General features: G+C 71.2%; 21 protein-coding genes. 9 read left to right on the top strand and 12 right to left on the bottom strand.

All coding sequences use genetic code 11. The features are described 5' to 3' along the window. Positions 1–41 precede the first annotated feature (41 nt). The 3 genes from ACF1GV_RS08720 (at position 42) to lpdA (ending at position 6,234) form a co-directional block, all read left to right on the top strand. Positions 42–551, top strand: a complete 510-nt coding sequence (locus ACF1GV_RS08720; protein ID WP_391679313.1) for an SRPBCC family protein — start codon at positions 42–44, stop codon at positions 549–551. A gap of 209 nt (positions 552–760) precedes the next feature. After that, positions 761–4,657 (top strand): glycoside hydrolase family 2 TIM barrel-domain containing protein, encoded by a 3,897-nt coding sequence (locus ACF1GV_RS08715; protein WP_391679640.1) that lies wholly within the window; start codon positions 761–763, stop codon positions 4,655–4,657. Between the two features lie 164 nt (positions 4,658–4,821). Then, positions 4,822–6,234 (top strand): dihydrolipoyl dehydrogenase, encoded by a 1,413-nt coding sequence (lpdA, locus tag ACF1GV_RS08710; protein ID WP_391679310.1) that lies wholly within the window; start codon positions 4,822–4,824, stop codon positions 6,232–6,234. Here lpdA and ACF1GV_RS08705 read toward each other — a convergent pair. After that, positions 6,231–7,391, bottom strand: coding sequence for an MFS transporter (locus ACF1GV_RS08705; RefSeq protein WP_391679638.1), 1,161 nt, complete (start codon positions 7,389–7,391; stop codon positions 6,231–6,233). The two genes, lpdA and ACF1GV_RS08705, sit on opposite strands and share 4 nt — an antisense overlap. A 227-nt stretch (positions 7,392–7,618) precedes the next feature. Here ACF1GV_RS08705 and ACF1GV_RS08700 point away from each other — a divergent pair, with 227 nt between their 5' ends. The 3 genes from ACF1GV_RS08700 to ACF1GV_RS08690 all read left to right on the top strand — a co-directional run bounded on the left by ACF1GV_RS08700 (position 7,619) and on the right by ACF1GV_RS08690 (position 9,878). Next, positions 7,619–9,100, top strand: coding sequence for a DNA-3-methyladenine glycosylase 2 family protein (locus ACF1GV_RS08700; RefSeq protein WP_391679308.1), 1,482 nt, complete (start codon positions 7,619–7,621; stop codon positions 9,098–9,100). Positions 9,101–9,108: 8 nt separating this feature from the next. Further along, positions 9,109–9,591, top strand: a complete 483-nt coding sequence (locus tag ACF1GV_RS08695; protein ID WP_391679306.1) for a methylated-DNA--[protein]-cysteine S-methyltransferase — start codon at positions 9,109–9,111, stop codon at positions 9,589–9,591. Positions 9,592–9,701: 110 nt separating this feature from the next. Next, positions 9,702–9,878: a hypothetical protein gene (locus ACF1GV_RS08690; RefSeq protein ID WP_391679303.1), complete on the top strand. Its 177-nt coding sequence runs from the start codon at positions 9,702–9,704 to the stop codon at positions 9,876–9,878. A gap of 63 nt (positions 9,879–9,941) precedes the next feature. Here the strand turns inward: ACF1GV_RS08690 and ACF1GV_RS08685 are convergent, their stop codons facing one another. Then, positions 9,942–10,679, bottom strand: a complete 738-nt coding sequence (locus ACF1GV_RS08685) for an NAD-dependent deacetylase (protein ID WP_391679300.1) — start codon at positions 10,677–10,679, stop codon at positions 9,942–9,944. Positions 10,680–10,810: 131 nt separating this feature from the next. Between ACF1GV_RS08685 and ACF1GV_RS08680 the strand changes: the two genes are divergently transcribed. Both ACF1GV_RS08680 and ACF1GV_RS08675 read left to right on the top strand, forming a co-directional pair. Next, entirely contained in the window at positions 10,811–11,353 is a 543-nt protein-coding gene (locus ACF1GV_RS08680) for a GNAT family N-acetyltransferase (protein WP_391679297.1), read from the top strand. A 54-nt stretch (positions 11,354–11,407) separates the two neighbouring features. Continuing rightward, positions 11,408–11,608 carry a type II toxin-antitoxin system VapB family antitoxin gene (locus tag ACF1GV_RS08675; protein ID WP_391679294.1) on the top strand — a complete coding sequence of 67 codons (201 nt, stop codon included), beginning with the start codon at positions 11,408–11,410 and terminating at the stop codon, positions 11,606–11,608. 12 nt (positions 11,609–11,620) lie between these two features. Here ACF1GV_RS08675 and ACF1GV_RS08670 read toward each other — a convergent pair whose 3' ends face one another. After that, the gene (locus ACF1GV_RS08670; protein ID WP_391679292.1) at positions 11,621–12,112 is read right to left on the bottom strand and encodes an NUDIX domain-containing protein; all 492 of its coding nucleotides are present in this window, start codon (positions 12,110–12,112) and stop codon (positions 11,621–11,623) included. A gap of 29 nt (positions 12,113–12,141) precedes the next feature. Then, the gene (locus tag ACF1GV_RS08665; protein ID WP_391679290.1) at positions 12,142–13,218 is read right to left on the bottom strand and encodes an ADP-ribosylglycohydrolase family protein; all 1,077 of its coding nucleotides are present in this window, start codon (positions 13,216–13,218) and stop codon (positions 12,142–12,144) included. A 155-nt stretch (positions 13,219–13,373) separates the two neighbouring features. On the opposite strand from ACF1GV_RS08665, the gene ACF1GV_RS08660 reads away from it, so the two are divergent. Further along, positions 13,374–14,525: a glycerate kinase gene (locus tag ACF1GV_RS08660; RefSeq protein WP_391679289.1), complete on the top strand. Its 1,152-nt coding sequence runs from the start codon at positions 13,374–13,376 to the stop codon at positions 14,523–14,525. Positions 14,526–15,345: 820 nt separating this feature from the next. Here ACF1GV_RS08660 and pssA read toward each other — a convergent pair. From pssA to ACF1GV_RS08620, 8 genes are all read right to left on the bottom strand, one after another. Beyond that, positions 15,346–16,161, bottom strand: a complete 816-nt coding sequence (pssA, locus tag ACF1GV_RS08655; RefSeq protein ID WP_391679635.1) for a CDP-diacylglycerol--serine O-phosphatidyltransferase — start codon at positions 16,159–16,161, stop codon at positions 15,346–15,348. 22 nt (positions 16,162–16,183) lie between these two features. Next, on the bottom strand, positions 16,184–16,840 hold the full coding sequence (locus ACF1GV_RS08650; RefSeq protein WP_103783614.1) for a phosphatidylserine decarboxylase: 657 nt from the start codon (positions 16,838–16,840) through the stop codon (positions 16,184–16,186). Positions 16,841–17,010: 170 nt separating this feature from the next. Further along, entirely contained in the window at positions 17,011–18,216 is a 1,206-nt protein-coding gene (locus tag ACF1GV_RS08645; RefSeq protein WP_363261958.1) for an acyl-CoA dehydrogenase family protein, read from the bottom strand. Between the two features lie 3 nt (positions 18,217–18,219). Beyond that, positions 18,220–18,732: a MaoC family dehydratase gene (locus ACF1GV_RS08640; RefSeq protein ID WP_030948303.1), complete on the bottom strand. Its 513-nt coding sequence runs from the start codon at positions 18,730–18,732 to the stop codon at positions 18,220–18,222. Between the two features lie 2 nt (positions 18,733–18,734). Continuing rightward, positions 18,735–19,697, bottom strand: coding sequence for an HpcH/HpaI aldolase/citrate lyase family protein (locus tag ACF1GV_RS08635; protein WP_391679287.1), 963 nt, complete (start codon positions 19,695–19,697; stop codon positions 18,735–18,737). Continuing rightward, positions 19,694–21,742, bottom strand: coding sequence for a protein meaA (locus tag ACF1GV_RS08630; protein ID WP_391679284.1), 2,049 nt, complete (start codon positions 21,740–21,742; stop codon positions 19,694–19,696). The genes ACF1GV_RS08635 and ACF1GV_RS08630 overlap by 4 nt, the downstream gene beginning before the upstream one ends. 16 nt (positions 21,743–21,758) lie before the next feature. Next, complete coding sequence (ccrA, locus tag ACF1GV_RS08625) at positions 21,759–23,096, bottom strand: crotonyl-CoA carboxylase/reductase (RefSeq protein ID WP_391679633.1); 1,338 nt, start codon at positions 23,094–23,096, stop codon at positions 21,759–21,761. Between the two features lie 433 nt (positions 23,097–23,529). Next, positions 23,530–24,342 (bottom strand): TetR family transcriptional regulator, encoded by an 813-nt coding sequence (locus tag ACF1GV_RS08620; protein WP_391679630.1) that lies wholly within the window; start codon positions 24,340–24,342, stop codon positions 23,530–23,532. Between the last annotated feature and the right edge of the window lie 72 nt (positions 24,343–24,414).

The raw sequence follows: 24,414 nt of genomic DNA, 5'->3' as shown, positions 1-24,414 counted from the left end.
GCGCGGGTATGGAGCCGTTCTCTTTTCCGGAGGTCGAAGCGATGCGTTTTTCCGATGGTCCCGGCGTCGAATGTGAGATCGAGATAGCCGCCGCGCCGGAGCAGGTGTGGAAGGTCGTCACGGACATCACCACCTCGGCGAAGTACAGCCCGGAGCTGCAGGAGGTGGAGTGGCTCGACGGGGCGAGCGGGCCGGCCGTCGGCGCGCGCTTCTCCGGCCGCAACCGCAACGAGCGCATCGGGGAGTGGCGCACCGTCAGCCGCATCACGGCGCTCGAGGAGCCGCGCACCTTCACCTGGGAGGTCGTCCGGCACAGCAACCCGGACGAAGAGGCGCTCGCCCTGTGGGCGTACACCCTGGAGCCGGTCGCCGACGGGACGGCCACCCGGCTGCGGCACGGAATGCGCATCGGCCCCGGCCGCGGCCCGCTGCAGGACTTCGTGGAGAAGCACCCGGAGCGTGAGGAGCAGATCATCGAGGGCCGGCTCGCCCTGCTGCGCACCGGCATCGAGGCGACGCTCGCCGGCGTGAAGGCCGAGGTCGGGGCGTAGCCGTACCGCGCCGGGGCGCCGCCGGTTTTCGCGCGACCCGAGCCGGACGCGCCACGCCGCTGATCCTGATGGGCGAAGCCTGCCCATCAGGATCACACAAACTCCGACAGAATCATTGATAGGAATGTGTTCGGGTTCTAGGGTGACGGGGGCTCAGTAACCCCTCAGTCACCATGAGTTGCGTGTCGGTCGTCAGGAAGGCGCTGGTCATGCCGCACCCGAACGCGTCCCCGTCCGCCCGTCCCGAGCGCACGGTCGTCAGCCGCCGTCGTCTCCTGGAGTCCTCCGCCGCCGTGCTCGGCGCGCTCGCCCTGTCCGGCCCGTCCGCCACCGCGCACGCGGCAGGCCCGCGCGAGGCAGCGGACGACCGGCCGGAGTGGAACGGGCACATGAACCTGTTCCAGGTCGGCACCGAGCCACCGCACACCACGCTCATGCCGTACGCGAACCTCGCCCAGGCGCTGAAGGCGGACCGCACCGCCTCGCCGTACCGGCGCAGTCTCGACGGGACCTGGAAGTTCGCCTACGCAGACCGTCCCGACGACCGGGACGCCGACTTCCACCGCACCGACCTCGACGACCGGGACTGGGAGACCATCCCCGTCCCCTCCGTGTGGCAGCTGCACGGCCACGACTTCCCGATCTACGTCAACATCACCTACCCCTACTGGGGTCCCAACGGCCTCGGCGAGGAGGTGCAGCCGCCCGCCGCGCCGACCCGCTACAACCCCGTCGGCCAGTACCGGCGCACCTTCACCGTCCCCGAGGACTGGTCAGGCCGTCGCACCTTCCTGCACTTCGAGGGCGTGAAGTCCGCGCACTACGTGTGGATCAACGGGCAGCTCGTCGGCTACCACGAGGACTCCTACACGCCCGCCGAATACGACATCACCGACCATCTGAAGCCCGGCACCAACCAGATCGCCGTCGAGGTCTACCGCTACTCCGACGGCGACTGGCTGGAGGATCAGGACATGATCCGGCTGAGCGGCATCTTCCGCTCGGTCTACCTGTACTCCACGCCGAACGTGCACCTGCGCGACTTCAAGCTGGACACCCCGCTCGGCGACGGTTACCGGTCGGCGGAGCTGAAGGTGACCGCGAGCGTGCGCGACTACGCCGGTGGGGGCGGCGGCCGGTACACCGTGGAGACGATGCTGTACGACGCGGCCGGCCACCCCGTGTGGCCCCGGCCCCTGCAGCAGAGCGCCGACCTCGGCTCCGGCGGCGAGCTGACCGTACAGGTCGCCGGAGCCGTACCCGATCCGAAGCTGTGGTCGGCCGAGCGGCCGTATCTCTACACCGCCGTCCTGCTACTGCGCGATGCGGCCGGGAAGGTGACCGAGACGCTCTCGCACCGGGTGGGGCTGCGGGAGTTCGCGCTCAAGGACGGCCTGATGCGCATCAACGGGCAGCCGGTGTCCTTCCGCGGCACCAACCGCCACGAGATGCACCCCGACCGCGGCACCGCGCTCACCCGCGCCGACCTGGTGCGCGACATCGAGATCATCAAGCGGATGAACATCAACTCCGTCCGCACCTCCCACTACCCGAACAACCCGCAGTGGCTGGAACTCGCGGACGAGTACGGCCTCTACCTCGTCGACGAGACCAACCTCGAGACGCACGGCATCCGCGGCCAGTACCCCGGCAGCCACCCCGAGTGGACCGCCGCCTGCGTCGCCCGCGCGCAGAACATGGTGCACCGCGACAAGAACCACGCCTCGGTGGTCATCTGGTCCCTCGGCAACGAGGCCGGCGGCGGCAGCACGTTCTCCGCCATGCACGACTGGATCCGCTCCTACGACCCCACCCGCGTCATCCAGTACGAGGGCGACGACCGCCCCGGCGTCAGCGACATCCGCTCGGAGATGTACGACAGCCCCGCGCGCGTCGAGCAGCGGGCCGAGGACACCGCCGACACCCGGCCGTACGTGATGATCGAGTACGCCCACGCGATGGGGAACTCCAACGGCAACCTGAAGGAGTACTGGGATCTCATCCGCCGCCATGACGTCCTGCAGGGCGGCTGGATCTGGGACTTCGTCGACCAGTCGCTGAGCTGGCCGACCCCCGCGCGCACGCTCCTCACCGAGACCGGGCCGGGCCGGCTGCGCGGAGAGATCCTCGCTCCCGCCGGTTCCTTCGACCGCGCCAGAGGCCTGAGCGGCGCCACCGTCTTCGCTCGCGACGACCGTCTCGACCTCACCGGTTCGCTCACATTGGAGGCGTGGATCACCCCGCGCGTCACCGGCTACCACCAGCCGATCCTCGCCAAAGGCGACACCCAGTACGCCCTCAAACAGACCGACGGGAACCTGGAGTTCTTCATCCACAGCGCCGGCCAGTGGATCACCGCGAGCTGGGCGCTGCCCGCGGACTGGACCGGCCGCGAACACCATGTCGCCGGCGTCTTCGACGCGGACGCGGGCACGGTGACGCTGTACGTCGACGGCGCGGCGAAGGCCACGCGGACGACCACCCTGCGGCCCACCGGCACCACGGCACCGCTCTCCCTCGCCACCGACGTGGACAACATGACCCGCGAGTTCAGCGGCACGATCCGGCGGGCGCGGGTCTACGCCCGTGCACTGGGCGCCGGCGAGCTGGCCGCCGAGGGACGCGGGCCGGGGGACGCGGCGGTGCGGTTCTGGTTCGACGCGGCCACCGTGGAACACGCCGAGGCCGAGCCGGAGGACAAGACCTTCTTCGCGTACGGCGGCGACTGGGGCGACAACCCCAACGACGGCGCCTTCGTCGCCGACGGCATCGTCACCGCCGACCGCGGCCACACCGGCAAGGCCGCCGAGGTCAAGCGGATCTACCAGGCGATCAACGCCGCCCCGGCCGGTGGCGACCCGCGCCGGGTGACGCTCACCAACGAGTATCTGTTCACCAACGTCCGTGAATTCGACGGAAGTTGGTCCCTGCTCGCCGACGGAGTCGTGGTGCAGAAGGGGAAGCTGAGCCGCGACCAGCTGGACCTGGCTCCCCTCGCGCACAAGGACGTCACCGTGCCGCTGACCCTGCCGGCGAGCCCCGCGCCCGGCACGGAGTACTTCCTCCGGCTGTCCTTCACCACCAAGGAGGCCACGCCCTGGGCGAAGGCCGGCTTCGAGGTGGCCCGGCAGCAGATCCCCCTCGACGCCGGCAGCCCCGCGGTGACCCCGGTCCCGCTGAGCACCGTCCCGGCGCTGCGGTACACCGACGCGGCGGAGTCCGTCACCGTCACCGGCGACGACCTCACCGTCGTCGTCGACAAGCGCACTGGCCTGATCACCTCCTACGAGGCCGCCGGAATGCGCCTGCTCACCTCCGGGCCGGTGCCCAACCACTGGCGCGCACCCACCGACAACGACCGCGGCAACGGCCAGCACACGCGCAACCAGACCTGGCGCGACGCGGGCGCCCGCCGTGCCGTGACCGGTGTGACCGTGCGGCCCCTGCGCGACCGCGCCGTCGAGATCAAGGTGGCCGGCACCCTGCCCACGACGGTGGCGTCGGCCTACTCCACCACCTACACCGTGTTCGGCAACGGCGAGATCCGCGTCGACCACACCCTGCATCCGGGCGCCGCGAGCCTGCCGTACATCCCGGAGGTCGGCACGATGCTGTTCCTGCCGGAGCGGCTGGAGCACCTGCACTACTACGGGCGCGGCCCCGAGGACAACTACTGGGACCGCAAGGACGGCACCGACGTCGGTCTGTACTCCGGCACCGTCTCCGAGCAGTGGACCTCGTACATCCGCCCCCAGGAGAACGGCAACAAGACCGATGTGCGCTGGGCCGCCCTCACGGACGGCGCCGGCCGCGGCCTGCTGGTGGCCGGAGAGCCGCTGATCGAGGTCAACGCGTCCCACTTCACCCCGGAGGACCTGTCCCTCGGCGTCCGCCACGACTACCAGCTCACCCCCCGCAAGGAGGTCGTCCTGCGGGTCAACCACCGTCAGATGGGCGTCGGCGGAGACAACAGCTGGGGCGCCCACACCCACGACGCGTACAAACTCTTCGCCGACCGCGGCTACACGTACACCTACCGCCTGCGCCCCCTCACGGACGTGAACCTGGCGACGGCACTGTCGCGGCGGCCGACCGCAGCCGGCTGACCCGGGCGGCCTCCATGGTGAAGGCCTTGTCCGTCACATCGTGGCAAGGAGCAAGATCACACCCTCGGTCCGGGAGAGATGTGTGATCGGCGTGGCGGGGAGGCTGCGGGGGAGAAAGAATCCGTGGGTCAGCACTTCACGGCACACCCGAAAAGGAAGTCCTCATGGTCGAGCAGGACGAGCGCTTCGACGTCGTGGTCCTCGGCGCGGGCCCCGGCGGCTACGTCGCCGCGATCCGCGCCGCCCAGCTGGGCAAGCGCGTCGCCGTCGTCGAGGAGAAGTACTGGGGCGGCGTCTGCCTGAACGTCGGCTGCATCCCCACCAAGGCGCTGCTGCGCAACGCCGAGCTCGCGCACATCGTCACCCGTGAGGCGAAGACCTTCGGCATCAAGTCGGACAGCCCCATCTCCTTCGACTACGGCGAGGCCTTCCGCCGCAGCCGCCGCGTCGCCGACGGCCGGGTCAAGGGCGTCCACTACCTGATGAAGAAGAACAAGATCACGGAGTTCGACGGCCGGGGCACCTTCCTCGACGCGAACACCCTCCAGGTCGCCGACTACGACGGCAACACGCGCACGATCGGCTTCGACAACTGCATCATCGCCACCGGCGCCACGCCCAAGCTGCTGCCCGGCACCAAGCGCACCGCGCGCGTGGTGACCTACGAGGAGCAGATCCTCGCCGAGGACCTCCCGCAGTCGATCGTCATCGCGGGCGCCGGCGCGATCGGCATCGAGTTCGCCTACGTGCTGCACAACTACGGCGTGAAGGTCACCATCGTCGAGTTCCTGGACCGCGTCGCCCCGCTGGAGGACGCCGAGGTCTCCGCCGAGCTGGCCAAGCAGTACCGCAAGCTCGGCATCGACGTGCTCACCTCCACCCGCGTGGACGCCATCGACGAGTCCGGCCCCCAGGTCCGCGTCACCGTCACCGCCAAGGACGGCTCCCAGCAGGTGCTGGAGGCCGACAAGGTGCTCCAGGCCATCGGCTTCGCACCGAACGTCGAGGGCTACGGCCTGGAGAACACCGGCGTCAAGGTCACCGACCGCGGCGCGATCGACGTCGACGGCCGCTGCCGCACCTCCGTGCCGCACATCTACGCCATCGGCGACGTCACAGCCAAGCTGATGCTGGCGCACGCCGCCGAGGCCATGGGCGTGGTCGCCGCCGAGACCATCGCGGACGCGGAGACCATGGAGCTGGAGTACGCGATGATCCCACGCGCCACCTACTGCCAGCCGCAGATCGCCAGCTTCGGCTACACCGAGGCCCAGGCCCGCGACCTCGGCTACGACGTGAAGGTGGCCAAGTTCCCCTTCACCGCCAACGGCAAGGCGCACGGCCTCGGCGACTCCACCGGCTTCGTCAAGCTGATCAGCGACGCCAAGTACGGCGAGCTGATCGGCGGCCACCTCATCGGCCCCGACGTCACCGAGCTGCTGCCCGAGCTGACCCTGGCCCAGCAGTGGGACCTCACCGTCCACGAGGTCGCCCGCAACGTCCACGCCCACCCGACGCTGGGCGAGGCGGTCAAGGAGGCCGTCCACGGACTCGCCGGTCACATGATCAACTTCTAGCGCGCGTCCGGCCGGCTTCCGGCACGCCGCACCGGTGCTCGCCCCACCCGGGCGAGCACCGGCCCCAGCGCCAGCAGCACCGCCAGCGCGGCGTACCCGTACGTCAGGGTCGCCGCCGACGCCACCCCCGCGACCAGCAACGGCCCGCCCGCGTCGCCCAGTTCCCGCCCCAGCTCCGCCGCCCCCATGGTCTGCCCCAGCCGCTCCTTCGGCGCCCCCGCGGCCAGCGCGGCGAACCCCAGCGGTGTGATCAGCCCGGTGCCGACCCCGATCAACGCGGCGGCGAGCAGCACCCCCGTGAGCCCCGGCAGCATCGCGCACCCCGCCCCGGCCGCCGCCAGCAGCAGCCCCGCGCCCAGCCCGGCCCCCGTGCGCAGCCGCCCGGCGTCCAGTGCCCGCCCGGCCCGCGGCTGCACGACGGCCGCGCACGCCGCAAGCACCGACACCGCCGCGCCCGTCGCCACCGGCCCGAGCCCGGCCGCCCGCCCGGACACCGGCAGGAAACCCACCCCGACCGACAGCGCGGCCGTCGCCCCCGCCAGCGCCGCCGTCGGCACCAGGAACACCGGATCGGCCAGCCGCCTCGCCAGATCCAGCACCGTCTGCCGCTCCTTGGGCAGCAGCGGTACGACCGGCACGGCCACCCACGCCCACAGCGCGACCCCGGCGCCGAGCACCGCGAGCACCCCGAACAGCAGCCGCAGCCCCCCGGCCCAGACCAGCAGCCCGCCCAGCAGCGGGCCCAGCGTGTAGCCGACGGACTTGAAGAAGCCGTAGCTGCCGAAGGCACGCCCCTGCCCCACCGCCGGGTTCAGCCGGGACACCAGCGCCGACGCCGACGGCGAGAAGGCGGAGGCCGCCGCGCCCTGACCGAGCCGCGCCGCCCACAGCCAGCCGGGGCGGTCCACGACGACGTACAGCGCGGACGCGGCCGCGAACGCGAGCAGCCCGCCCAGCAGCACCGGGCGCGCCCCGACCCGGTCGGCCAGCGTGCCGAACAGCGGCTTGAGCAGCACCTCCGCGCCGTCGTACAGCGCGAGCAGCCCGCCGAGGACCAGCAGGGAGGTGACGGCGTCCACGTCGGCCGCGCCGAGGTTGGCCGCGATGCCGTGCGCGCCGAAGGCGGTGGTGAAGCCGGCCGCGTACAGCGGCCACATCGCCCGGCGCGGCGCCGGCTCACCCGGCGGCGTCACCGCTGCCCGACCGGGTGTGCTCCGCGTGCCGGCCGGCGGGTGGGGACGACGCCGTGGGCCATGGCCGTATCGTAACGACGCCGCGGCATCCGGTTGACTCGCCCGGCAGCGATCGGTCCCGGCGCAGCCCACGCCGCGTCGATGTCGGATTCCCGCCAGCCCTGACCTCGTGCGTGGCCGATGCTGGAGGCATGCAGAACGGGATGCACACCGACCGGGAACGGTGCGTGCGCGCCGTCCAGTCCAAGGACGCGCGCTTCGACGGCTGGTTCTTCACCGCCGTCCTGACCACCGGCATCTACTGCCGGCCCAGCTGCCCGGCCGTGCCGCCGAAACCCGAGAACATGACCTTCCACCCGAGCGCGGCCGCCTGCCAGCAGGCCGGGTTCCGCGCCTGCAAGCGCTGCCGCCCCGACACCAGCCCCGGCTCACCCGAGTGGAACCAGCGCGCCGACCTCACCGCCCGCGCCATGCGGCTGATCGCCGACGGCGTCGTGGACCGCGAGGGCGTGCCCGGCCTCTCCGCCCGCCTCGGCTACAGCACCCGCCAGGTCGAACGCCAACTCCTCGCCGAACTGGGCGCGGGACCCCTCGCCCTGGCCCGCGCCCAGCGCGCCCAGACCGCGCGCCTGCTCATCGAGACGACACAGCTGCCGATGGCGGACGTCGCCTTCGCCGCCGGCTTCTCCTCCATCCGCACCTTCAACGACACCGTCCGCGAGGTCTTCGCCCTCGCCCCGAGCGACCTGCGCGCCCATGCGCCGAAGAGCGCCGCGCCGGCCGCCCCCGGCACCCTGTCGCTGCGCCTGCCGTTCCGGGCCCCGCTGAACCCCGACAACCTCTTCGGGCACCTCGCCGCGACCGCCGTACCCGGCGTGGAGGAGTGGCGGGGCGGCTCCTACCGGCGCACGCTGCGGCTGCCGTACGGGCACGGCATCGCCGCCCTCACCCCGCGCCCTGACCACATCGCCTGCCGCCTCACCCTCACCGACCTGCGCGACCTCACCGTCGCCATCAGCCGCTGCCGCCGTCTGCTCGACCTGGACGCCGACCCGGTCGCCGTCGACGACGCGCTGCGCACCGATCCGCTGCTCGCGCCCCTGGTCGACAAGGCACCCGGGCGGCGCGTGCCGCGCACGGTCGACGAGGCGGAGTTCGCCGTGCGGGCCGTGCTCGGGCAGCAGGTGTCCACCGCGGCCGCCCGCACCCACGCCGCCCGGCTCACCACGGCGCACGGCGAGCCGGTCACGGACCCGGAGGGCGGCCTGACCCACCTCTTCCCGTGCCCGCAGGCCCTCGCGGCGGTGGACCCCGAGACCCTGGCGATGCCCCGCACCCGCCGCACCACGCTCACCACCCTGGTCCGTCACCTGGCCGACGGCTCCCTCCATCTGGGCGTCGAGAGCGACTGGGCCGAGGCCCGCGCCCGCCTGCTGGACCTGCCCGGCTTCGGCCCCTGGACCGTCGACGTCATCGCCATGCGCGCCCTCGGCGACCCCGACGCCTTCCTCCCCACCGACCTCGGCATCCGGCGCGCGGCCGCCGAGCTGGGCCTGCCCGCCACTCCGGCCGCCCTCACCGCCCGTGCGACGGCCTGGCGCCCGTGGCGGGCGTACGCCGTGCAGTACCTGTGGGCGACCGACGACCACCCCATCAACTTCCTGCCCGTGTGAGGACGTTCATGAAGCAGCACACCGTCATCGACAGCCCGTGCGGCCCGCTCACCCTCGTCGCCGAGGACGGCGTCCTGTGCGGGCTGTACATGACCGCACAGCGCCACCGCCCGCCCGAGGAGACCTTCGGCGACCGCGACCCGACCCCGTTCGCCGAGGCGAAGGAGCAGCTCAAGGCGTACTTCGCGGGCCAGTTGAGGGAGTTCACCCTCGAACTGCGCCTGCACGGCACGCCGTTCCAGCGCAGTGTGTGGGAACAGCTGCGCGCCATCCCCTACGGCGAGCGGCGCACCTACGGCGAGCTGGCCGCCGCCCTCGGTGCCCCGAGTGCCTCCCGCGCGGTCGGCCTCGCCAACGGCAAGAACCCGATCGGCATCATCGTCCCCTGCCACCGTGTCGTCGGCGCGGACGGCGGCCTCACCGGCTACGGCGGCGGCCTGCCCCGCAAGCGCCAACTGCTGGACTTCGAAGGCGGTGCGGCGCTGTTCTGACCGCCGTGCGCATGTGCTGTGCAGATTCACCGCAGACCCCCCTGGACCGGCCGGCGCCCCTCCGCATGCGTGTTTGGATCTTTCGGCAGCCAGTACGAAAGGGAACAGTCATGAACTCCGTTTACCAGGTCGAGACCGCCGAGATCTCCGAGGCCGAACTCGACAACGTCGCCGGTGGTCTCGCCGTGCACGCCGGTGGGGGCCTCGGTGCCGGGCTCGCCGTCGGCGCCGCCGGCACCGGCGAGGCGTGCCTGCAGGCCCAGGTCTGCGTCGAGATCGCGCTCTGACCGACGGCTGACGCCCGTGACCTTCGACTGCTCCGAAACCGGTGCGGTCGAAGGCCGCGGGCGTCACCCGTTCTCGCCGCCGCCGATCCGGCGGAGCAGCGCGGGCAGGGCCGTACCGATGGGCTCGCGGATCACCTCGTCCGCCAGCTCGTCGTACGGCGTCGGCTCGGCGTTGACGATGATCAGCCGCGCCCCGTGGTCGGCGGCGACACCCGCGAGCCCGGCCGCCGGCTGCACCTGGAGAGAGGTGCCGACGGCGATGAACACCTGACACGCCTTGCTGATCGCGGCCGCCTCACCGAGCACCATCGGGTCGAGCCGCTCGCCGAACATGACGGTCGCCGACTTCAGGATGCCGCCGCAGTCCCGGCAGGAGGGGTCCTCCTCACCGGCGTCGAGCCGGGCGAGCGCGTCCTGCATCGAACTACGCGCATGACATGCGGTGCACACCACGCTGCGGGCGCTGCCGTGCAGTTCGAGCACCTTGCGGGCGGGCATCCCGGCCAGCTGGTGCAGCCCGTCCACGTTCTGCGTGATCACCCGCACCGGCACCCCGGCCCGCTCCAGCTCCGCGACGGCCCGGTGCGCGGCGTTGGGCCGCGCCTGGAGCGCGCCGTTCTCGCGCCGCATCCGCCAGGAGCGCCGCCGGATCTCCGGATCCGCCATGTAGTACGAGTACGTCACGAGCTTCTCGGCGTCCGGATCGCGCCGCCACAGCCCCTGGGGGCCGCGGTAGTCGGGGATGCCCGAGTCGGTTGAGATGCCCGCGCCACTGAGAATCGCTACGAGGGGCCTGGTCATGGGCCGAGACTATGACGCCCGCCGGTTCAGGAGCGAGCGAGTATCCGCGCGGCGTCCGAGCGGATAAGGCCCGGACCGGGGGCGGCGATAACCAGTCGTCCGGGAGCGGGTGGCCGCGTTAGCTTGGCCCGATGTCCGAGCTGACGACCGACCGGCTTCTGCTGCGCCACTGGCGCACGTCCGACCTCGCCCCGTGGGCGGCCATGAACGCCGACGCCGAGGTCCGCGCCTACTTCCCCGACGTCCTCACTCCCGAGCGGAGCGACGCGTCCGTGGCGCGTTTCCAGGCCGACCTCGACCGGCGGGGCTGGGGCTGGTGGGCCCTCGAGGTGCGGGCCACCGGCGCGTTCATCGGATTCACCGGGCTGGACCCGGTGGAGGAGGACATGCCGTTCACGGGCGTGGAGGCCGGGTGGCGGCTGGCCCGCCCGGCGTGGGGGCACGGCTACGCCACCGAGGCCGCCCGCGCGGTGCTGGACTTCGGCTTCGCGCGTCTCGGGCTCCCGGAGATCCTCGCGGTGACCGCGGCCGCCAACGTCCGCTCGCAGGCCGTCATGCGCCGGCTCGGCATGACCCACGACCCGGCAGACGACTTCGACGACCCGGGCGTGCCCGACGGCCCACTGCGCCGGAGCGTCGTGTACCGCCTCCCCGCCCCCTCGGCGCACCGCTGAGGATGCTCGCCGGAACACATTCTCCGCGCGGACGCCCGGTGTTAGGGTCCGCGCATGGCCAAGGTCACCGTTTCGCTCGACGCCGAACTCGTCGTCGAGGTCATGGTCCTCGCGGGCGTGGGCAGCCCCCAGGACGCCGTCGAGCTGGTCGTGCGTGACTACGTCGAGCGCGGCCACCGCACCGAGGCCCGCACCGCGACCCGGGACGAGGCGCTGCGCGAGGTGGACGTCAAGCCCCGGCACACCGACGGCTGAGCACGCCGCCGCTCACCCGACCCGGTGGCCGTTCTCCAGTTCCGCCGTGCCCGAGCCCTCCGCCAGGACGTCGAGGGCGACCAGGACACGGCGGCCCAGGGCGTCGAGGAGATGGTCGGCCAGCTCCTCGCGCGGCACCAGCCGCCAGGACAGCAGCTCCTCCTCCTGCAGGCGGATCGCCTTGAGGTCGTCCTCGGCCAGCACACCGCCGTCGTACAGATAGGCCACCAGCGGCGGGCGGCCCGGGCCGTGCACCCAGTCCACGGCGAGCAGCCGGCCCAGCGGCCGGTCCAGACCGATCTCCTCCAGCGTCTCGCGCCGCGCACCCTGCCGCGGCGTCTCACCGTCGTCGGACTCGATCGTCCCGCCCGGCAGCGCCCACCCCTCGCGGTAGTTGGGCTCCACCAGCAGCACCCGGCCCTCGGCGTCCCGGAACAGCGCGGCGGCCCCGGCCAGCACGCGCGGGAGGGAGGCGATGTACGTCGCGAAGTCAGCTGTGGTCATCCAGGAAGGGTAACCAGCCTTCGCGCGCGTCAGACCTCCGTTCCGGCCAGCCGCAACGTCCGCTCGGCCAGCTCGCTGATCCGCACCCCGTCGAAGCCGAACACCGCACTGCGCACGGTGTCCTCCAGGGGCTCCTTCCACTGCGCCGGGATCGCCGCGGCACCCGCCAGCACCCCGGCCACCGACCCCGCCGTCGCCCCGTTGGAGTCGGTGTCCAGACCCCCGCGCACGGTGAGCGCGATGGTGCGGGAGAAGTCCCCGTCGCCGTAGAGCAGGCCCGCGGTGAGCACCGCGGCGTTGGGCACGGTGTGGATCCAGCCCAGCCCGGCGGTCTCCTCCTCGACCGTGGCCAGGGTGTCCTCCCAGGGCAGCCGCGTCTCGTGCAGGGACATCACCCGGCGCACGGTCCGGGCCAGCCGGCTGCTCGCCGGTACGACCGCCAGCGCGCTCTCCAGCGCCTCCCGCACGCCCGGCGCGCCGAACGCGGCGGAGATCAGCGCGGCCGCGAACATCGCCCCGTAGACGCCGTTGCCGGTGTGCGACAGCACCGCGTCCCGGCGGGCCAGCAGGGCCGCGCGGCGCGGGGCGCCGGGACAGGTCCAGCCGAAGACGTCGGCGCGGATCAGCGCACCGATCCACTCCTGGTAGGGGTTGTCGAAGGTGGCCGTCAGCGGCGGCTTGAGCCCGTTGGCGAGATTGCGGTACGCCGCGCGCTCCGCCGTGAACGTCTGAAGATACGGCAGCCGCAGCAGCCACAGGTCGCCGACCTGCTCGGTGCTGAAGGCGAAGCCGTACGTCTCCAGCAGGTGCAGACCGAGGATCGCGTAGTCGATGTCGTCGTCCCGGCAGCTGCCGTGGATGCGGCCGCGCACGCAGTCGCGCCACTCGGGGCGCAGCGGCGGATCGTGCTCACCGCCGTCCGCGGGCTCGGGCAGGTAGTCGGTCAGCGGGAGCGCGGCGGCCTGCCGCAGATAGCGGTCGATGCGGTCCCGGGTCCACACCTCGCCCTGCTCCACCGGCTTGCCGAGCATGTTGCCGGCGATCCGGCCCAGCCAGCCTCCGAGGATGCGGTCGGCCAGTTCCGGTCTCGTGTCCACAGCGGTCATGGGGGAGGGGTACCCGCTCGCGGCCGGGTCTGCGCAGGCAGCGGGCGTTCCAGGGAGCGGGCGGGGCATGACGCCGGGGGTGTCCTCCGGTTATGGTCGCAGCGGCGCGACTGGCCCCGACGTGCGTCGGGCCCGGAGAGCAAGGGGATAGCAAGGTGGCGGACGCTGCTGTGGAGGGCACCCGGCGGGTGCTCGTTGCCGCGGACAAGTTCAAGGGCTCGCTGACGGCGGTGGAGGTCGCCCAGCGGGTGACGGCCGGGCTGCGGCGGGTCGTACCCGGCGTGGAGGTCGAGACCCTCCCCGTCGCGGACGGCGGTGACGGCACGGTCGCGGCCGCCGTCGCGGCCGGTTTCGAGCGCCGGGAGGTCCGGGTCACCGGCCCGCTCGGCGAGCCGGTCACGGCTGCCTTCGCCCTGCGCGACGGCACCGCGGTGGTGGAGATGGCCGAGGCCTCGGGCCTGCAGCTGCTCCCGGCGGGCGTCTTCGCCCCCCTGACCGCCACCACCTACGGCTCCGGCGAGGTGCTGAAGGCCGCGCTCGACGCGGGCGCCCGCACCATCGTCTTCGGCGTGGGCGGCAGCGCCACCACCGACGGCGGCGCCGGCATGCTGGCCGCGCTGGGCGCGGTCTTCCTGGACGCCGACGGCGAGCCCGTCGGTCCGGGCGGCGGCGCGCTGGCGGACCTCGCCTCGGCCGACCTGTCGGGCGTGGACCCCCGCTTCGCCGACGTGGAATTCGTCCTCGCCAGTGACGTGGACAACCCGCTCACCGGTCCCAAGGGCTGCGCGGCTGTGTACGGACCGCAGAAGGGCGCCTCCGAGGAGGACGTGGCGACCCTCGACGCGGCCCTCGCCCACTACGCGCAGGTCCTTGAGAAGGCGATCGGCCCCAAGGCCGCCGAACTCGCCGCGTCCCCGGGCGCCGGCGGCGCGGGCGGCATCGGCTACGGCGCCCTGCTGCTCGGCGCGAGCTTCCGCCCCGGCATCGAGCTGATGCTGGACGTGCTCGGCTTCGCCCCGGCCCTGGAGCGGGCCACGCTGGTGATCACCGGCGAGGGCTCCCTGGACGAGCAGACCCTGCACGGCAAGGCCCCGGCGGGCGTCGCCGCGGCGGCGCGGGCGGCGGACAAGGAGGTCGTCGCGGTCTGCGGCCGCCTCGCCCTCCCGCACGAGGCCCTGGGCCGCGCCGGCATCCGCCGCGCGTACCCCCTGACGGAGATCGAGCCGGACGTCGCGAAGTGCATCGCGGACGCGGGCCCGATCCTGGAGCGGGTGGCGGAACAGATCGCGAAGGACTACCTGAGCTGAGCCTTGTGCCGCGGGCCCCGCAGTCGGTGACCGCGGCCCCGGGGCACCGGACCCCGAGTCGGCGACTGCGGGCCCGGAGCACGCGTCTACCGGCGGTGACTGTGGGCCCGGAGGCCTCGTCTTCCGGCGGTGGCTGTGGGCCCGGAGCCGTCCTTCGGCGGTGGCTGTGGGCCCGGAGCCTCGTCTTCCGGCGGTGGCTGTGGGCCCGGAGCCGGCGCCCTCCGGCGGCGGCTGTGGGTCCGGAGCCCGTGCCCTCCGGCGGCGACCCCGGGACGCGTCCTCACCGACGCCGTCCCCGGGGTCGCCGTTTTCTCGGCGCCGCCCCGGCCGCCGGACGCTGTCCGGGCGCCGTCCTGCCGCCCTTCCCGGGCGCCGTGCTCGGGGGCCGCCCGGGTTCACTGTCGGCGTGCGCCGTCCCGGGTGCCGTCCCGGGGTGCCGGGCGCTGCCCCGGGGTGCCGTGGCTCCGGGTGACGCCCGGCGGTCGCTGCCGGCGGGGGCTGCACAGGGGCCGTACCGTGCTTGCGCCGGCTCCGGGCCCGGCTCCTGCGCAGCGGCCTCCGCAGCCCGCTCGCCGAACTCAGCACGGCGCCGCGCCACGGGCGCCGTCCCGGGCCGTGGCGCGCCGCACCCGGCCAGGGCCCTTTCACCGGTGCCGACCCGTCCGACCCTCCATGGCGCCTTCCAGCCGACCGAGAGGGGTGGGCGGGAAACGCCCACGGGGGTCTGGGGCGGATCCCCCAGGACAGCGACCCCCGCACCGGCCACGCACACGGCAAAGGGCCCCGAACCCAAACGGTCCGGGGCCCTTCAAGAACGCTGTTACGGAAGCTGCGCGGCACGCGCCTCGCGCCGATTGCCGCGGAAGTTGTTCACCCGCCGCGCCGTGGCGAAGAGCGGGATCACCGCCCCCGTCACCAGCTGCAGCGCGCACCCGCTCTGCAGCAGCAGCTGCCCGCTCGGTGCGCCGAAGGCCCACGCGGCCAGCAGGCCCATGCTGAGCACGATCCAGGAGAGCATCGCCACCGCGAGACGCCCGCGCGGCTTGGGGTACTCCACGCGGCTCACCATCAGCCACGCCGTACCGATGATCGCCAGCAGCGTCGCCGCGAACGGCAGCTCCAGCAGCACGATCGCCACGACCGTGAGCGCCCCGAAGGGGCTCGGCATGCCCTGGAACATGCCGTCCTTCATCGTCACGCACGAGAAGCGCGCCAGCCGCAGCACGACCGCCAGCAGAACGACGATCGCGCCGACCGCGGCCACTCTCTGGTGGGCGTCGTCGGCGACCATGCCGTAGACCAGGACGAAGTACGCCGGGGCCAGGCCGAAGCTGATCAGGTCGGACAGGTTGTCCAGTTCCGCGCCCATGGGGGAGGAGCGCAGCTTGCGCGCCACCAGGCCGTCGAACAGGTCGAAGACCGCCGCGCAGAGCATCAGGATGACCGCCGTGGCCGCGCTGTGGCGGGCCATGCCGGACTCCTGGCTGCCGGTCAGGTGCGGGATCAGGATGCCGGTGGTGGTGAAGTACACCGCCATGAAGCCGCACGTGGCGTTACCGAGGGTGAGGGTGTCGGCTATTGAGAGGCGGAGGGAGAGAGGCATCTCCTCCTCGTCCTCCTCGGCCGCCTCGGGCACCCAGCCCGACTGAGTCTGCGGATCAATCACGGTCAATGCGAGTCACCCCAGCCACGGTCTTCTGACCGACCTCGACCGCGACCTCCACACCCTCCGGCAGGTAGAGGTCGACACGCGAGCCGAAGCGGATCAGCCCGATCCGGTCGCCCTGCTCGACCTTCGTCCCCTGCGGGATGTACGGCACGATGCGACGGGCCACCGCGCCGGCGATCTGGATCATCTCGATGTCGCCGAGTTCGGTGTCGAAATGCCAGACTACGCGCTCGTTGTTCTCGCTCTCCTTGTTGAAAGCCGGAACAAAGCCCCCGGGGATGTGCTCGACCGACGTCACGGTGCCGGCCAGCGGGGCGCGGTTCACGTGGACGTTGAGCGGGCTCATGAAGATCGCGACGCGGGTCCGCCCGTCCTTCCACGGCATGATGCTCTGCACCACGCCGTCGGCCGGGGAGATGACCCGGCCCTGGGCGATCTCGCGCTCGGGGTCGCGGAAGAACCACAGCATCCCCGCCGCGAGCGCGGTGGCGGGAACGGCGACGGCCCTGGCGGCGCCGGAGCGGCGCGCCCGGGCGAGGCTGAGGGCTGCGGTGGCGACGGTCGGGAGAAGCCACGGCGATGCTCCGCGCGCGAGGCGTACGCCGGCTCGGCTGTCGCGAGGTGCAGAGGTTTGGCTGTGGGGCATGGATGACCTTCGTAGCGGATGATGCCGCGCTTCAGGAGGGGGACGGCGGCTTTCCGCGATCGTAGCGGTTCACGGGCACAACTGGGTAAGGCAGGAAGCCGAGTCGGCGTCCGAAGAGTGCCTACGGGGTGTGATCTTCCTCCCGGAGATAACACCCCGTACCCGGACAATCAGCCCTGGAACCGATACTCTTCGAGCAGTCTGCGCCCGATGATCATTTTCTGGATCTCGGCGGTACCTTCACCGATGAGCAGCATCGGGGCCTCACGGTAGAGGCGCTCGATCTCGTACTCCTTGGAGAAGCCGTAGCCGCCGTGGATCCGGAAGGCATCCTCCACGACCTCCTTGCAGTACTCGGAGGCGAGGTACTTCGCCATCCCTGCCTCGAGGTCGTTTCGTTCACCGGAGTCCTTTTTGCGCGCTGCGTTCACCATCATCGCATGCGCGGCCTCCACCTTGGTGGCCATCTCGGCGAGCTTGAACTGGATCGCCTGGTGCTGGGCGATCGGCTTGCCGAACGTGTGGCGCTGCTGGGCGTACTGCACACCCAGCTCGAAGGCGCGCTGGGCGACACCGCAGCCACGCGCCGCGACGTTGACGCGGCCGACCTCGACGCCGTCCATCATTTGGTAAAAACCTCGGCCGGTGACCCCGCCGAGCACCCGGTCGGCCGGAATGCGCAGGCCGTCCATGATCAGCTCGGTGGTGTCGACACCCTTGTAGCCCATCTTGTCGATCTTGCCCGGGATGGTCAGGCCGGGGCGGACCTCACCGAAGCCGGGCTCCTTCTCGACGAGGAACGTGGTCATCGACTTGTGCGGGGCCGTGCCCTCGGGGTGTCCTTCGTCACTGCGGACGAGGACGGCCACGAGCGAGGAGGTGCCGCCGTTGGTCAGCCACATCTTCTGGCCGTTCAGGACGTACTCGTCGCCGTCCTTCACCGCCTTCGAGGTGATGGCCGACACGTCGGAGCCCAGGGCCGGCTCCGACATCGAGAAGGCGCCGCGGATGTCACCGGCCGCCATCCTCGGCAGGAAGTGCTCCTTCTGCTCCTGCGTGCCGTGCTGCTTGAGCATGTACGCCACGATGAAGTGCGTGTTGATGATGCCGGAGACACTCATCCAGCCGCGGGCGATCTCCTCCACGCACAGGGCGTAGGTGAGCAGCGACTCGCCCAGACCCCCGTACTCCTCGGGGATCATCAGACCGAAGAGACCGAGCTCCTTGAGCCCGTCGACGATCTGCTGCGGGTACTCGTCGCGGTGCTCCAGCTCCGTCGCGACAGGAATGATCTCCTTGTCGACAAAATCCCGGACGGTGGAGAGGATCTCCTGCTGGACGTCGGTCAGACCGGCGGTCTGGGCGAGACGGGCCATGGCTTACTTCTCCTGCTCCTTGAGCTCGGGGCGGCCGGGCTGCTCGCCGCCGCGCTCCTTGATGTACGTCTCGGTCGGCACCATGACCTTGCGGCGGAAGACGCACACCAGGGTGCCGTCCTGCTTGTAGCCCTTGGTCTCCACGTAGACGATGCCGCGGTCGTTCTTCGACTTCGACGGCCACTTGTCCAGCACGGTCGTCTGGCCGTAGATCGTGTCGCCGTGGAAGGTCGGCGCCACGTGCTTGAGCGACTCGATCTCCAGGTTGGCGATCGCCTTGCCGGAGATGTCCGGCACGCTCATGCCGAGCAGCAGGGAGTAGATGTAGTTGCCGACGACGACGTTCTTGCCGAAGTCCGTCGTCTTCTCCGCATAGTTGGTGTCCATGTGGAGCGGGTGGTGGTTCATGGTGAGGAGACAGAACAGGTGGTCGTCGTACTCCGTGACCGTCTTGCCCGGCCAGTGCTTGTACGTCGCCCCGACCTCGAACTCCTCGTAGGTGCGCCCGAACTGCATGCTCACGCCTCCGGAATCTCGAACTTGCTGGTGCGCTGCATGCCGGCGGCGCGCCCCTTGCCGGAGATCACGAGCGCCATCTTGCGGCTGGCCTCGTCGATCATCTCGTCGCCGAGCATCGCGGAGCCCTTCTTGCCGCCCGCCTCGGACGTGTAGTAGTCGTACGCGTCCAGGATCAGCTCGGCGTGGTCGTAGTCCTCCTGCGAGGGCGAGAAGATCTCGTTGGACGCCTCGACCTGGCCCGGGTGCAGCACCCACTTGCCGTCGAAACCGAGGGCGGCGGCGCGCTGGGCGACCGCGCGGTAGCCGTCGATGTTGCGGATCTGCAGGTAGGGGCCGTCGATCGCCTGGAGGTTGTTGGCGCGGGCGGCCATCAGGATCTTCATCAGGATGTAGTGGTAGGCGTCCGCCGGGTAGCCGGGCGGCTGCTCGCCCACGACGAGCGACTTCATGTTGATCGACGCCATGAAGTCGGCCGGGCCGAAGATGATCGTCTCGACGCGCGGGGAGGCCTGCGCGATCGCGTTGACGTTGTTCAGGCCCTGCGCGTTCTCGATCTGCGCCTCGATGCCGATCTTGCCGACCTCGAAGCCCATCGTCTTCTCGATCTGCGTCAGCAGCAGGTCGAGGGCGACGATCTGCTCGGCGCTCTGCACCTTCGGCAGCATGATGCAGTCGAGGTTCTGGCCGGCGCCCTCGACCACCGTCACGACGTCCCGGTAGGTCCACTCGGTCGTCCAGTCGTTGACGCGCACGACCCTGGTCTTGCCGGTCCAGTCACCCTCGTTGAGGAACTTGACGATGGTGTGCCGCGCCTCGGGCTTGGCGAGCGGCGCGCACGCGTCCTCCAGGTCGAGGAAGACCTGGTCGGCGGGGAGGCCCTGGGCCTTCTCCAGGAAGCGCGGGTTCGAGCCCGGCACCGCCAGGCAGGAACGCCGGGGGCGAAGGCGGTTGACCGTGGTCATGCGGGGACCTCCAGGGGGTCGAGCTTGTTCGCTGTCCGGATCTCGTCGACGATGCGGCCGATGATCCCGGTGATGTCGAAGTCCTTCGGGGTGAAGACGGCGGCCACGCCGGCGGCCTTGAGCTGCGCGGCGTCCCCGCTGGGGATGATGCCACCCGCGATCACGGGTATATCTGTGGCACCGGCCACACGCAGCCGGTCCAGCACGTCCGGCACCAGTTGCGCGTGCGAGCCGGACAGGATGGACAGACCCACCGCGTGCACGTCCTCGGCCAGGGCCGCGTCCACGATCTGCTCGGGCGTCAGGCGGATGCCCTGGTAGACCACCTCGAACCCGGCGTCACGGGCGCGCACGGCGATCTGCTCGGCGCCGTTGGAGTGCCCGTCCAGGCCCGGCTTGCCGACCAGGAAGCGCAGCTTGCCGACGCCGAGGTCCTTCGCCGTCAGGTCGACCTTGCGGCGCACCTCGGACATGGCCGAGCCCTCTTCGGCGGGGACCGCCACCGGCGCCGACGACACACCCGTCGGAGCCCGGAACTCGCCGAACACCTCGCGCAGCGCCCCGGCCCACTCACCGGTCGTCACGCCGGCGCGGGCGCACTCCAGGGTGGCCTCCATGAGGTTGTCGCTGCCGCGCGCCGCCTCCTTCAGCTTCTCCAGCGCCTTGCACGGGCGCGGGTGGTTGAAGGGCGGCTGGTAGCGCGTGTCCCGCCAGTGCTGCAGCGAGGCGATGACCTGGGCCTCGACCGCCGGGTCGACCGTCTGGATCGCCGTGTCGAGATCGGCGGTGAGCGGGTTGGGCTCGGTCGACTCGAAGATGTTGACGCCGACGATCTTCTCCTGCCCGGACTCGATCCGGGCCCGGCGCTCGGCGTGCGAGGCGACCAGCTGCGACTTCAGGTAGCCGGACTCCACGGCGGCCATCGCGCCGCCCATCTCCTGGATCCGCTCGATCTCCGCGAGGGAGGCCTCGACCAGTTCGTCGACCTTCGCCTCGATCACCTTCGAGCCCTCGAAGATGTCGTCGTACTCCAGCAGGTCGCTCTCGTAGGCCAGGACCTGCTGGATGCGCAGGCTCCACTGCTGGTCCCAGGGCCGGGGCAGGCCGAGGGCCTCGTTCCAGGCGGGCAGCTGCACGGCACGTGCGCGTGCGTCCTTGGAGAGGGTGACGGCCAGCATCTCCAGCACGATCCGCTGGACGTTGTTCTCCGGCTGCGCCTCGGTCAGACCGAGCGAGTTGACCTGGACGCCGTAGCGGAAGCGGCGCTGCTTGGGGTTCTCGATGCCGTACCGCTCGCGGGTGATCTTGTCCCAGATGCGGCCGAAGGCGCGCATCTTGCACATCTCCTCGACGAAGCGGACGCCCGCGTTGACGAAGAAGGAGATCCGGGCGACCACATCGCCCATGCGCTCCTGCGGCACCTGGCCGGAGTCGCGCACGGCGTCGAGCACGGCGATCGCGGTGGACATCGCGTACGCGATCTCCTGCACCGGCGTGGCCCCGGCCTCCTGCAGGTGGTAGCTGCAGATGTTGATCGGGTTCCACTTCGGGATGTGGGAGACCGTGTACGCGATCATGTCCGTCGTCAGCCGGAGCGACGGACCCGGCGGGAAGACGTGCGTCCCGCGGGACAGGTACTCCTTGACGATGTCGTTCTGGGTCGTGCCCTGGAGCTTGGTGATGTCCGCGCCCTGCTCCTCGGCGACGACCTGGTAGAGCGCCAGCAGCCACATGGCGGTGGCGTTGATCGTCATCGAGGTGTTCATCTGCTCCAGGGGGATGTCCTGGAACAGCCGGCGCATGTCACCGAGGTGCGCGACGGGCACGCCCACCCGGCCGACCTCGCCGCGGGCGAGGATGTGGTCGGAGTCGTAGCCGGTCTGCGTCGGCAGGTCGAACGCCACCGACAGGCCCGTCTGGCCCTTGGCGAGGTTGCGCCGGTACAGCTCGTTGGACGCCTCGGCCGTGGAGTGACCGGCGTACGTGCGCATGAGCCACGGCCGGTCCTTCTCCCGCCTGCCTTCGGCGGGCTGACGCTCAGTCATCTGGGCCCTCGCTCCCTCAGACGTTCCGGAAGCGGTTGATGGCGTCGATGTGCTGCGCGCGCATCTCCTGGTCGCGCACGCCCAGGCCCTCCTCGGGCGCCAGGCACAGCACGCCGACCTTGCCCTGGTGCAGGTTGCGGTGCACGTCGTAGGCCGCCTGGCCGGTCTCCTCCAGGGAGTACGTCTTCGACAGCGTCGGGTGGATCTTGCCCTTGGCGATCAGACGGTTGGCCTCGTAGGCCTCGCGGTAGTTGGCGAAGTGCGAGCCGATGATGCGCTTCAGGGACATCCACAGGTAGCGGTTGTCGTACTCGTGCATGTAGCCCGAGGTCGAGGCGCAGGTGGTGATGGTGCCGCCCTTGCGGGTGACGTAGACCGAGGCGCCGAAGGTCTCACGGCCGGGGTGCTCGAAGACGATGTCGATGTCCTCGCCCCCGGTGAGCTCACGGATGCGCTTGCCGAACCGCTTCCACTCCTTGGGGTCCTGGGTGTGCTCGTCCTTCCAGAACTTGTAGCCCTCGGCGTTGCGGTCGATGATCGCCTCGGCGCCCATCTTCCGGCAGATCTCCGCCTTCTGCGGCGAGGAGACGACACAGATCGGGTTGGCGCCGCCGGCCAGCGCGAACTGAGTGGCGTAGGAGCCGAGGCCGCCGCTCGCACCCCAGATCAGGACGTTGTCGCCCTGCTTCATCGCCGCGCCGTTGCGGGAGACCAGCTGCCGGTAGGCGGTGGAGTTGACCAGACCCGGGGCGGCGGCCTCCTCCCAGCTCAGGTGCTTGGGCTTGGGCATCAGCTGGTTGGACTTGACGAGCGCGATCTCGGCCAGGCCGCCGAAGTTCGTCTCGAAGCCCCAGATGCGCTGCTCGGGGTCGAGCATGGTGTCGTCGTGTCCGTCGGGGGACTCCAGCTCGACGCTGAGGCAGTGGGCGACGACCTCGTCGCCGGGCTGCCAGGCGTTGACGCCGGGGCCGGTGCGCAGGACGACGCCGGCCAGGTCGGAGCCGATGATGTGGTACGGCAGGTCGTGCCGCTTGGTCAGCGGGGACAGCTTGCCGTAGCGCTCGAGGAAGGCGAAGGTCGACACCGGCTCGAAGATCGAGGTCCACACCGAGTTGTAGTTGACCGAGGAGGCCATGACGGCCACCAGGGCCTCACCCGGGCCGAGTTCCGGCACCGGGACCTCGTCCAGGTGGATCGACTTGCGCGGGTCCTTGTCGCGGGTGTCGAGGTCCGCGAACATCTCCGTCTCGTCCTTGTGGACGGTGATCGCGCGGTACGACTCGGGGAGCGTCAGGTTGGCGAAGTCGGCCGAGGTGGTCTCGGGCGACTGGATCGCGGCCAGGATGTCCTTCACGGTCACGGTATTGCCTCCGGCGGTGAGCGCCCTGAGGGAGGGACGCTGAGGGGTACGTCGGTGCTGCTGAGGGTCGAGGGGATGCCGTCGGTTCGGCGGGTGGTGCTGTTCGGCAGCGCTTTGTGGCGCGGGAGGGTGCCTGTGACGCAGGCGTCCGGGCGCGCAGGCCAGGGGCTTGCGGGGACAGCCGGCACATTGCGGTTTCGCTGTGCGCCGGCCGCCCGGAACACTCTCAACGTATGGCACAGCGTGTCAGGTGACAAGGCACTGAGTGCCAGAACTTGCTCTCAGATGAAATCTTTACGCAACAAATGAGCGATGATCGATCGAATGACCCTGGAAGGCGGGTGGAAAGCCGGTCGAAAACGGCTCCGGATACGCCAAAACGGCCACCCGGAACGGGTGGCCGTTGTCACAGCGACGGAGCGGGCGGTCAGCGCTCCTTGAGCGCCTGCTCGATGGTCCGCATGACCTCCTCCAGCGGGGCGTCGGTGCGGGCGACCGTCACCAGCACCTCCCCCTGTGCGGACGTCGTCGCCGCGGTCGGCTGCGCGGGCGGAGTGGAGCGCCCGGCCATGATCCCGCTGCCGAACGTCTTGCGCACGATCGCGAAGGCGTGGTCCAGCTGCGCCTCCACGTCACCCTGGCCGCCGGCCCGCAGCCAGCGCCGCAGGACGTGGTTGTGCGCGGTGACCACCGCGGAGGCGGCGACCTCGGCCAGCAGCGGGTCGTCGTTGGCGTCGTCGTCGTGCGCGTGCTCGTCGAAGTGGCCGAGCAGATAGCGGGTGAACAGGCGCTCGTAGCGGGCCACCGAGGCGATCTCCGCCTCGCGCAGGGTGGGCACCTCGCGCGTGAGCTTGTAGCGGGCCACGGAGATCTCGGGGCGGCCCGCGTACATCTTCATGACTTCCTTGATGCCGCGGCACACCGTGTCCAGCGGGTGCTCGTGCGCAGGGGCCGCGTTGAGCACCGCCTCGGCGCGGACCAGGGTGTCGTCGTGGTCCGGGAAGATCGCCTCTTCCTTGGAGCGGAAGTGGCGGAAAAAGGTGCGGCGGGCGACGCCTGCCGCGGCGGCGATCTCGTCGACGGTGGTCGCCTCGTACCCCTTCGTCGCGAAGAGCTCCATCGCGGCGGCCGCCAGTTCTCGGCGCATTTTCAGCCGCTGGGCAGCCGCGCGGGAGCCCGCGGCGGTTTCCGGCGCGTCGGGCGTGGCGGGGGTACGTGAGGACTTGGCGGGCTGGGACATGACCCGAACGTACTGCATGGGCGCAGCTCCCTGTGCAGGTCCGGGGCTTCCCCCGCCCTCGAAGGGCGGGGG

The organism is Streptomyces sp. NPDC014006, assembly GCF_043088925.1.
GTDB lineage: Bacteria > Actinomycetota > Actinomycetes > Streptomycetales > Streptomycetaceae > Streptomyces.
Note: the sequence above shows the minus strand (reverse complement) of the source record. Positions and strands in the feature narration are given on the sequence as shown.

Bases quoted from the DNA above. Each gene is read 5' to 3' on its own strand.
- ACF1GV_RS08675 (WP_391679294.1), top strand. From the start codon at position 11,408: ATGGCCAAGGTCACCGTTTCGCTCGACGCCGAACTCGTCGTCGAGGTC.
- ACF1GV_RS08640 (WP_030948303.1), bottom strand. From the start codon at position 18,732: ATGCAGTTCGGGCGCACCTACGAGGAGTTCGAGGTCGGGGCGACGTAC.
- ACF1GV_RS08620 (WP_391679630.1), bottom strand. From the start codon at position 24,342: ATGTCCCAGCCCGCCAAGTCCTCACGTACCCCCGCCACGCCCGACGCG.
- ACF1GV_RS08685 (WP_391679300.1), bottom strand. From the start codon at position 10,679: ATGACCAGGCCCCTCGTAGCGATTCTCAGTGGCGCGGGCATCTCAACC.
- ACF1GV_RS08630 (WP_391679284.1), bottom strand. From the start codon at position 21,742: ATGACTGAGCGTCAGCCCGCCGAAGGCAGGCGGGAGAAGGACCGGCCG.
- ACF1GV_RS08715 (WP_391679640.1), top strand. From the start codon at position 761: ATGCCGCACCCGAACGCGTCCCCGTCCGCCCGTCCCGAGCGCACGGTC.
- ACF1GV_RS08680 (WP_391679297.1), top strand. From the start codon at position 10,811: ATGTCCGAGCTGACGACCGACCGGCTTCTGCTGCGCCACTGGCGCACG.
- lpdA (WP_391679310.1), top strand. From the start codon at position 4,822: ATGGTCGAGCAGGACGAGCGCTTCGACGTCGTGGTCCTCGGCGCGGGC.
- ACF1GV_RS08645 (WP_363261958.1), bottom strand. From the start codon at position 18,216: ATGGCCCGTCTCGCCCAGACCGCCGGTCTGACCGACGTCCAGCAGGAG.
- ACF1GV_RS08695 (WP_391679306.1), top strand. From the start codon at position 9,109: ATGAAGCAGCACACCGTCATCGACAGCCCGTGCGGCCCGCTCACCCTC.
- ACF1GV_RS08635 (WP_391679287.1), bottom strand. From the start codon at position 19,697: ATGACCACGGTCAACCGCCTTCGCCCCCGGCGTTCCTGCCTGGCGGTG.
- ACF1GV_RS08665 (WP_391679290.1), bottom strand. From the start codon at position 13,218: ATGACCGCTGTGGACACGAGACCGGAACTGGCCGACCGCATCCTCGGA.
- ACF1GV_RS08720 (WP_391679313.1), top strand. From the start codon at position 42: ATGCGTTTTTCCGATGGTCCCGGCGTCGAATGTGAGATCGAGATAGCC.
- ACF1GV_RS08670 (WP_391679292.1), bottom strand. From the start codon at position 12,112: ATGACCACAGCTGACTTCGCGACGTACATCGCCTCCCTCCCGCGCGTG.
- ACF1GV_RS08690 (WP_391679303.1), top strand. From the start codon at position 9,702: ATGAACTCCGTTTACCAGGTCGAGACCGCCGAGATCTCCGAGGCCGAA.
- ACF1GV_RS08650 (WP_103783614.1), bottom strand. From the start codon at position 16,840: ATGCCCCACAGCCAAACCTCTGCACCTCGCGACAGCCGAGCCGGCGTA.
- ACF1GV_RS08700 (WP_391679308.1), top strand. From the start codon at position 7,619: ATGCAGAACGGGATGCACACCGACCGGGAACGGTGCGTGCGCGCCGTC.
- ACF1GV_RS08705 (WP_391679638.1), bottom strand. From the start codon at position 7,391: ATGTGGCCGCTGTACGCGGCCGGCTTCACCACCGCCTTCGGCGCGCAC.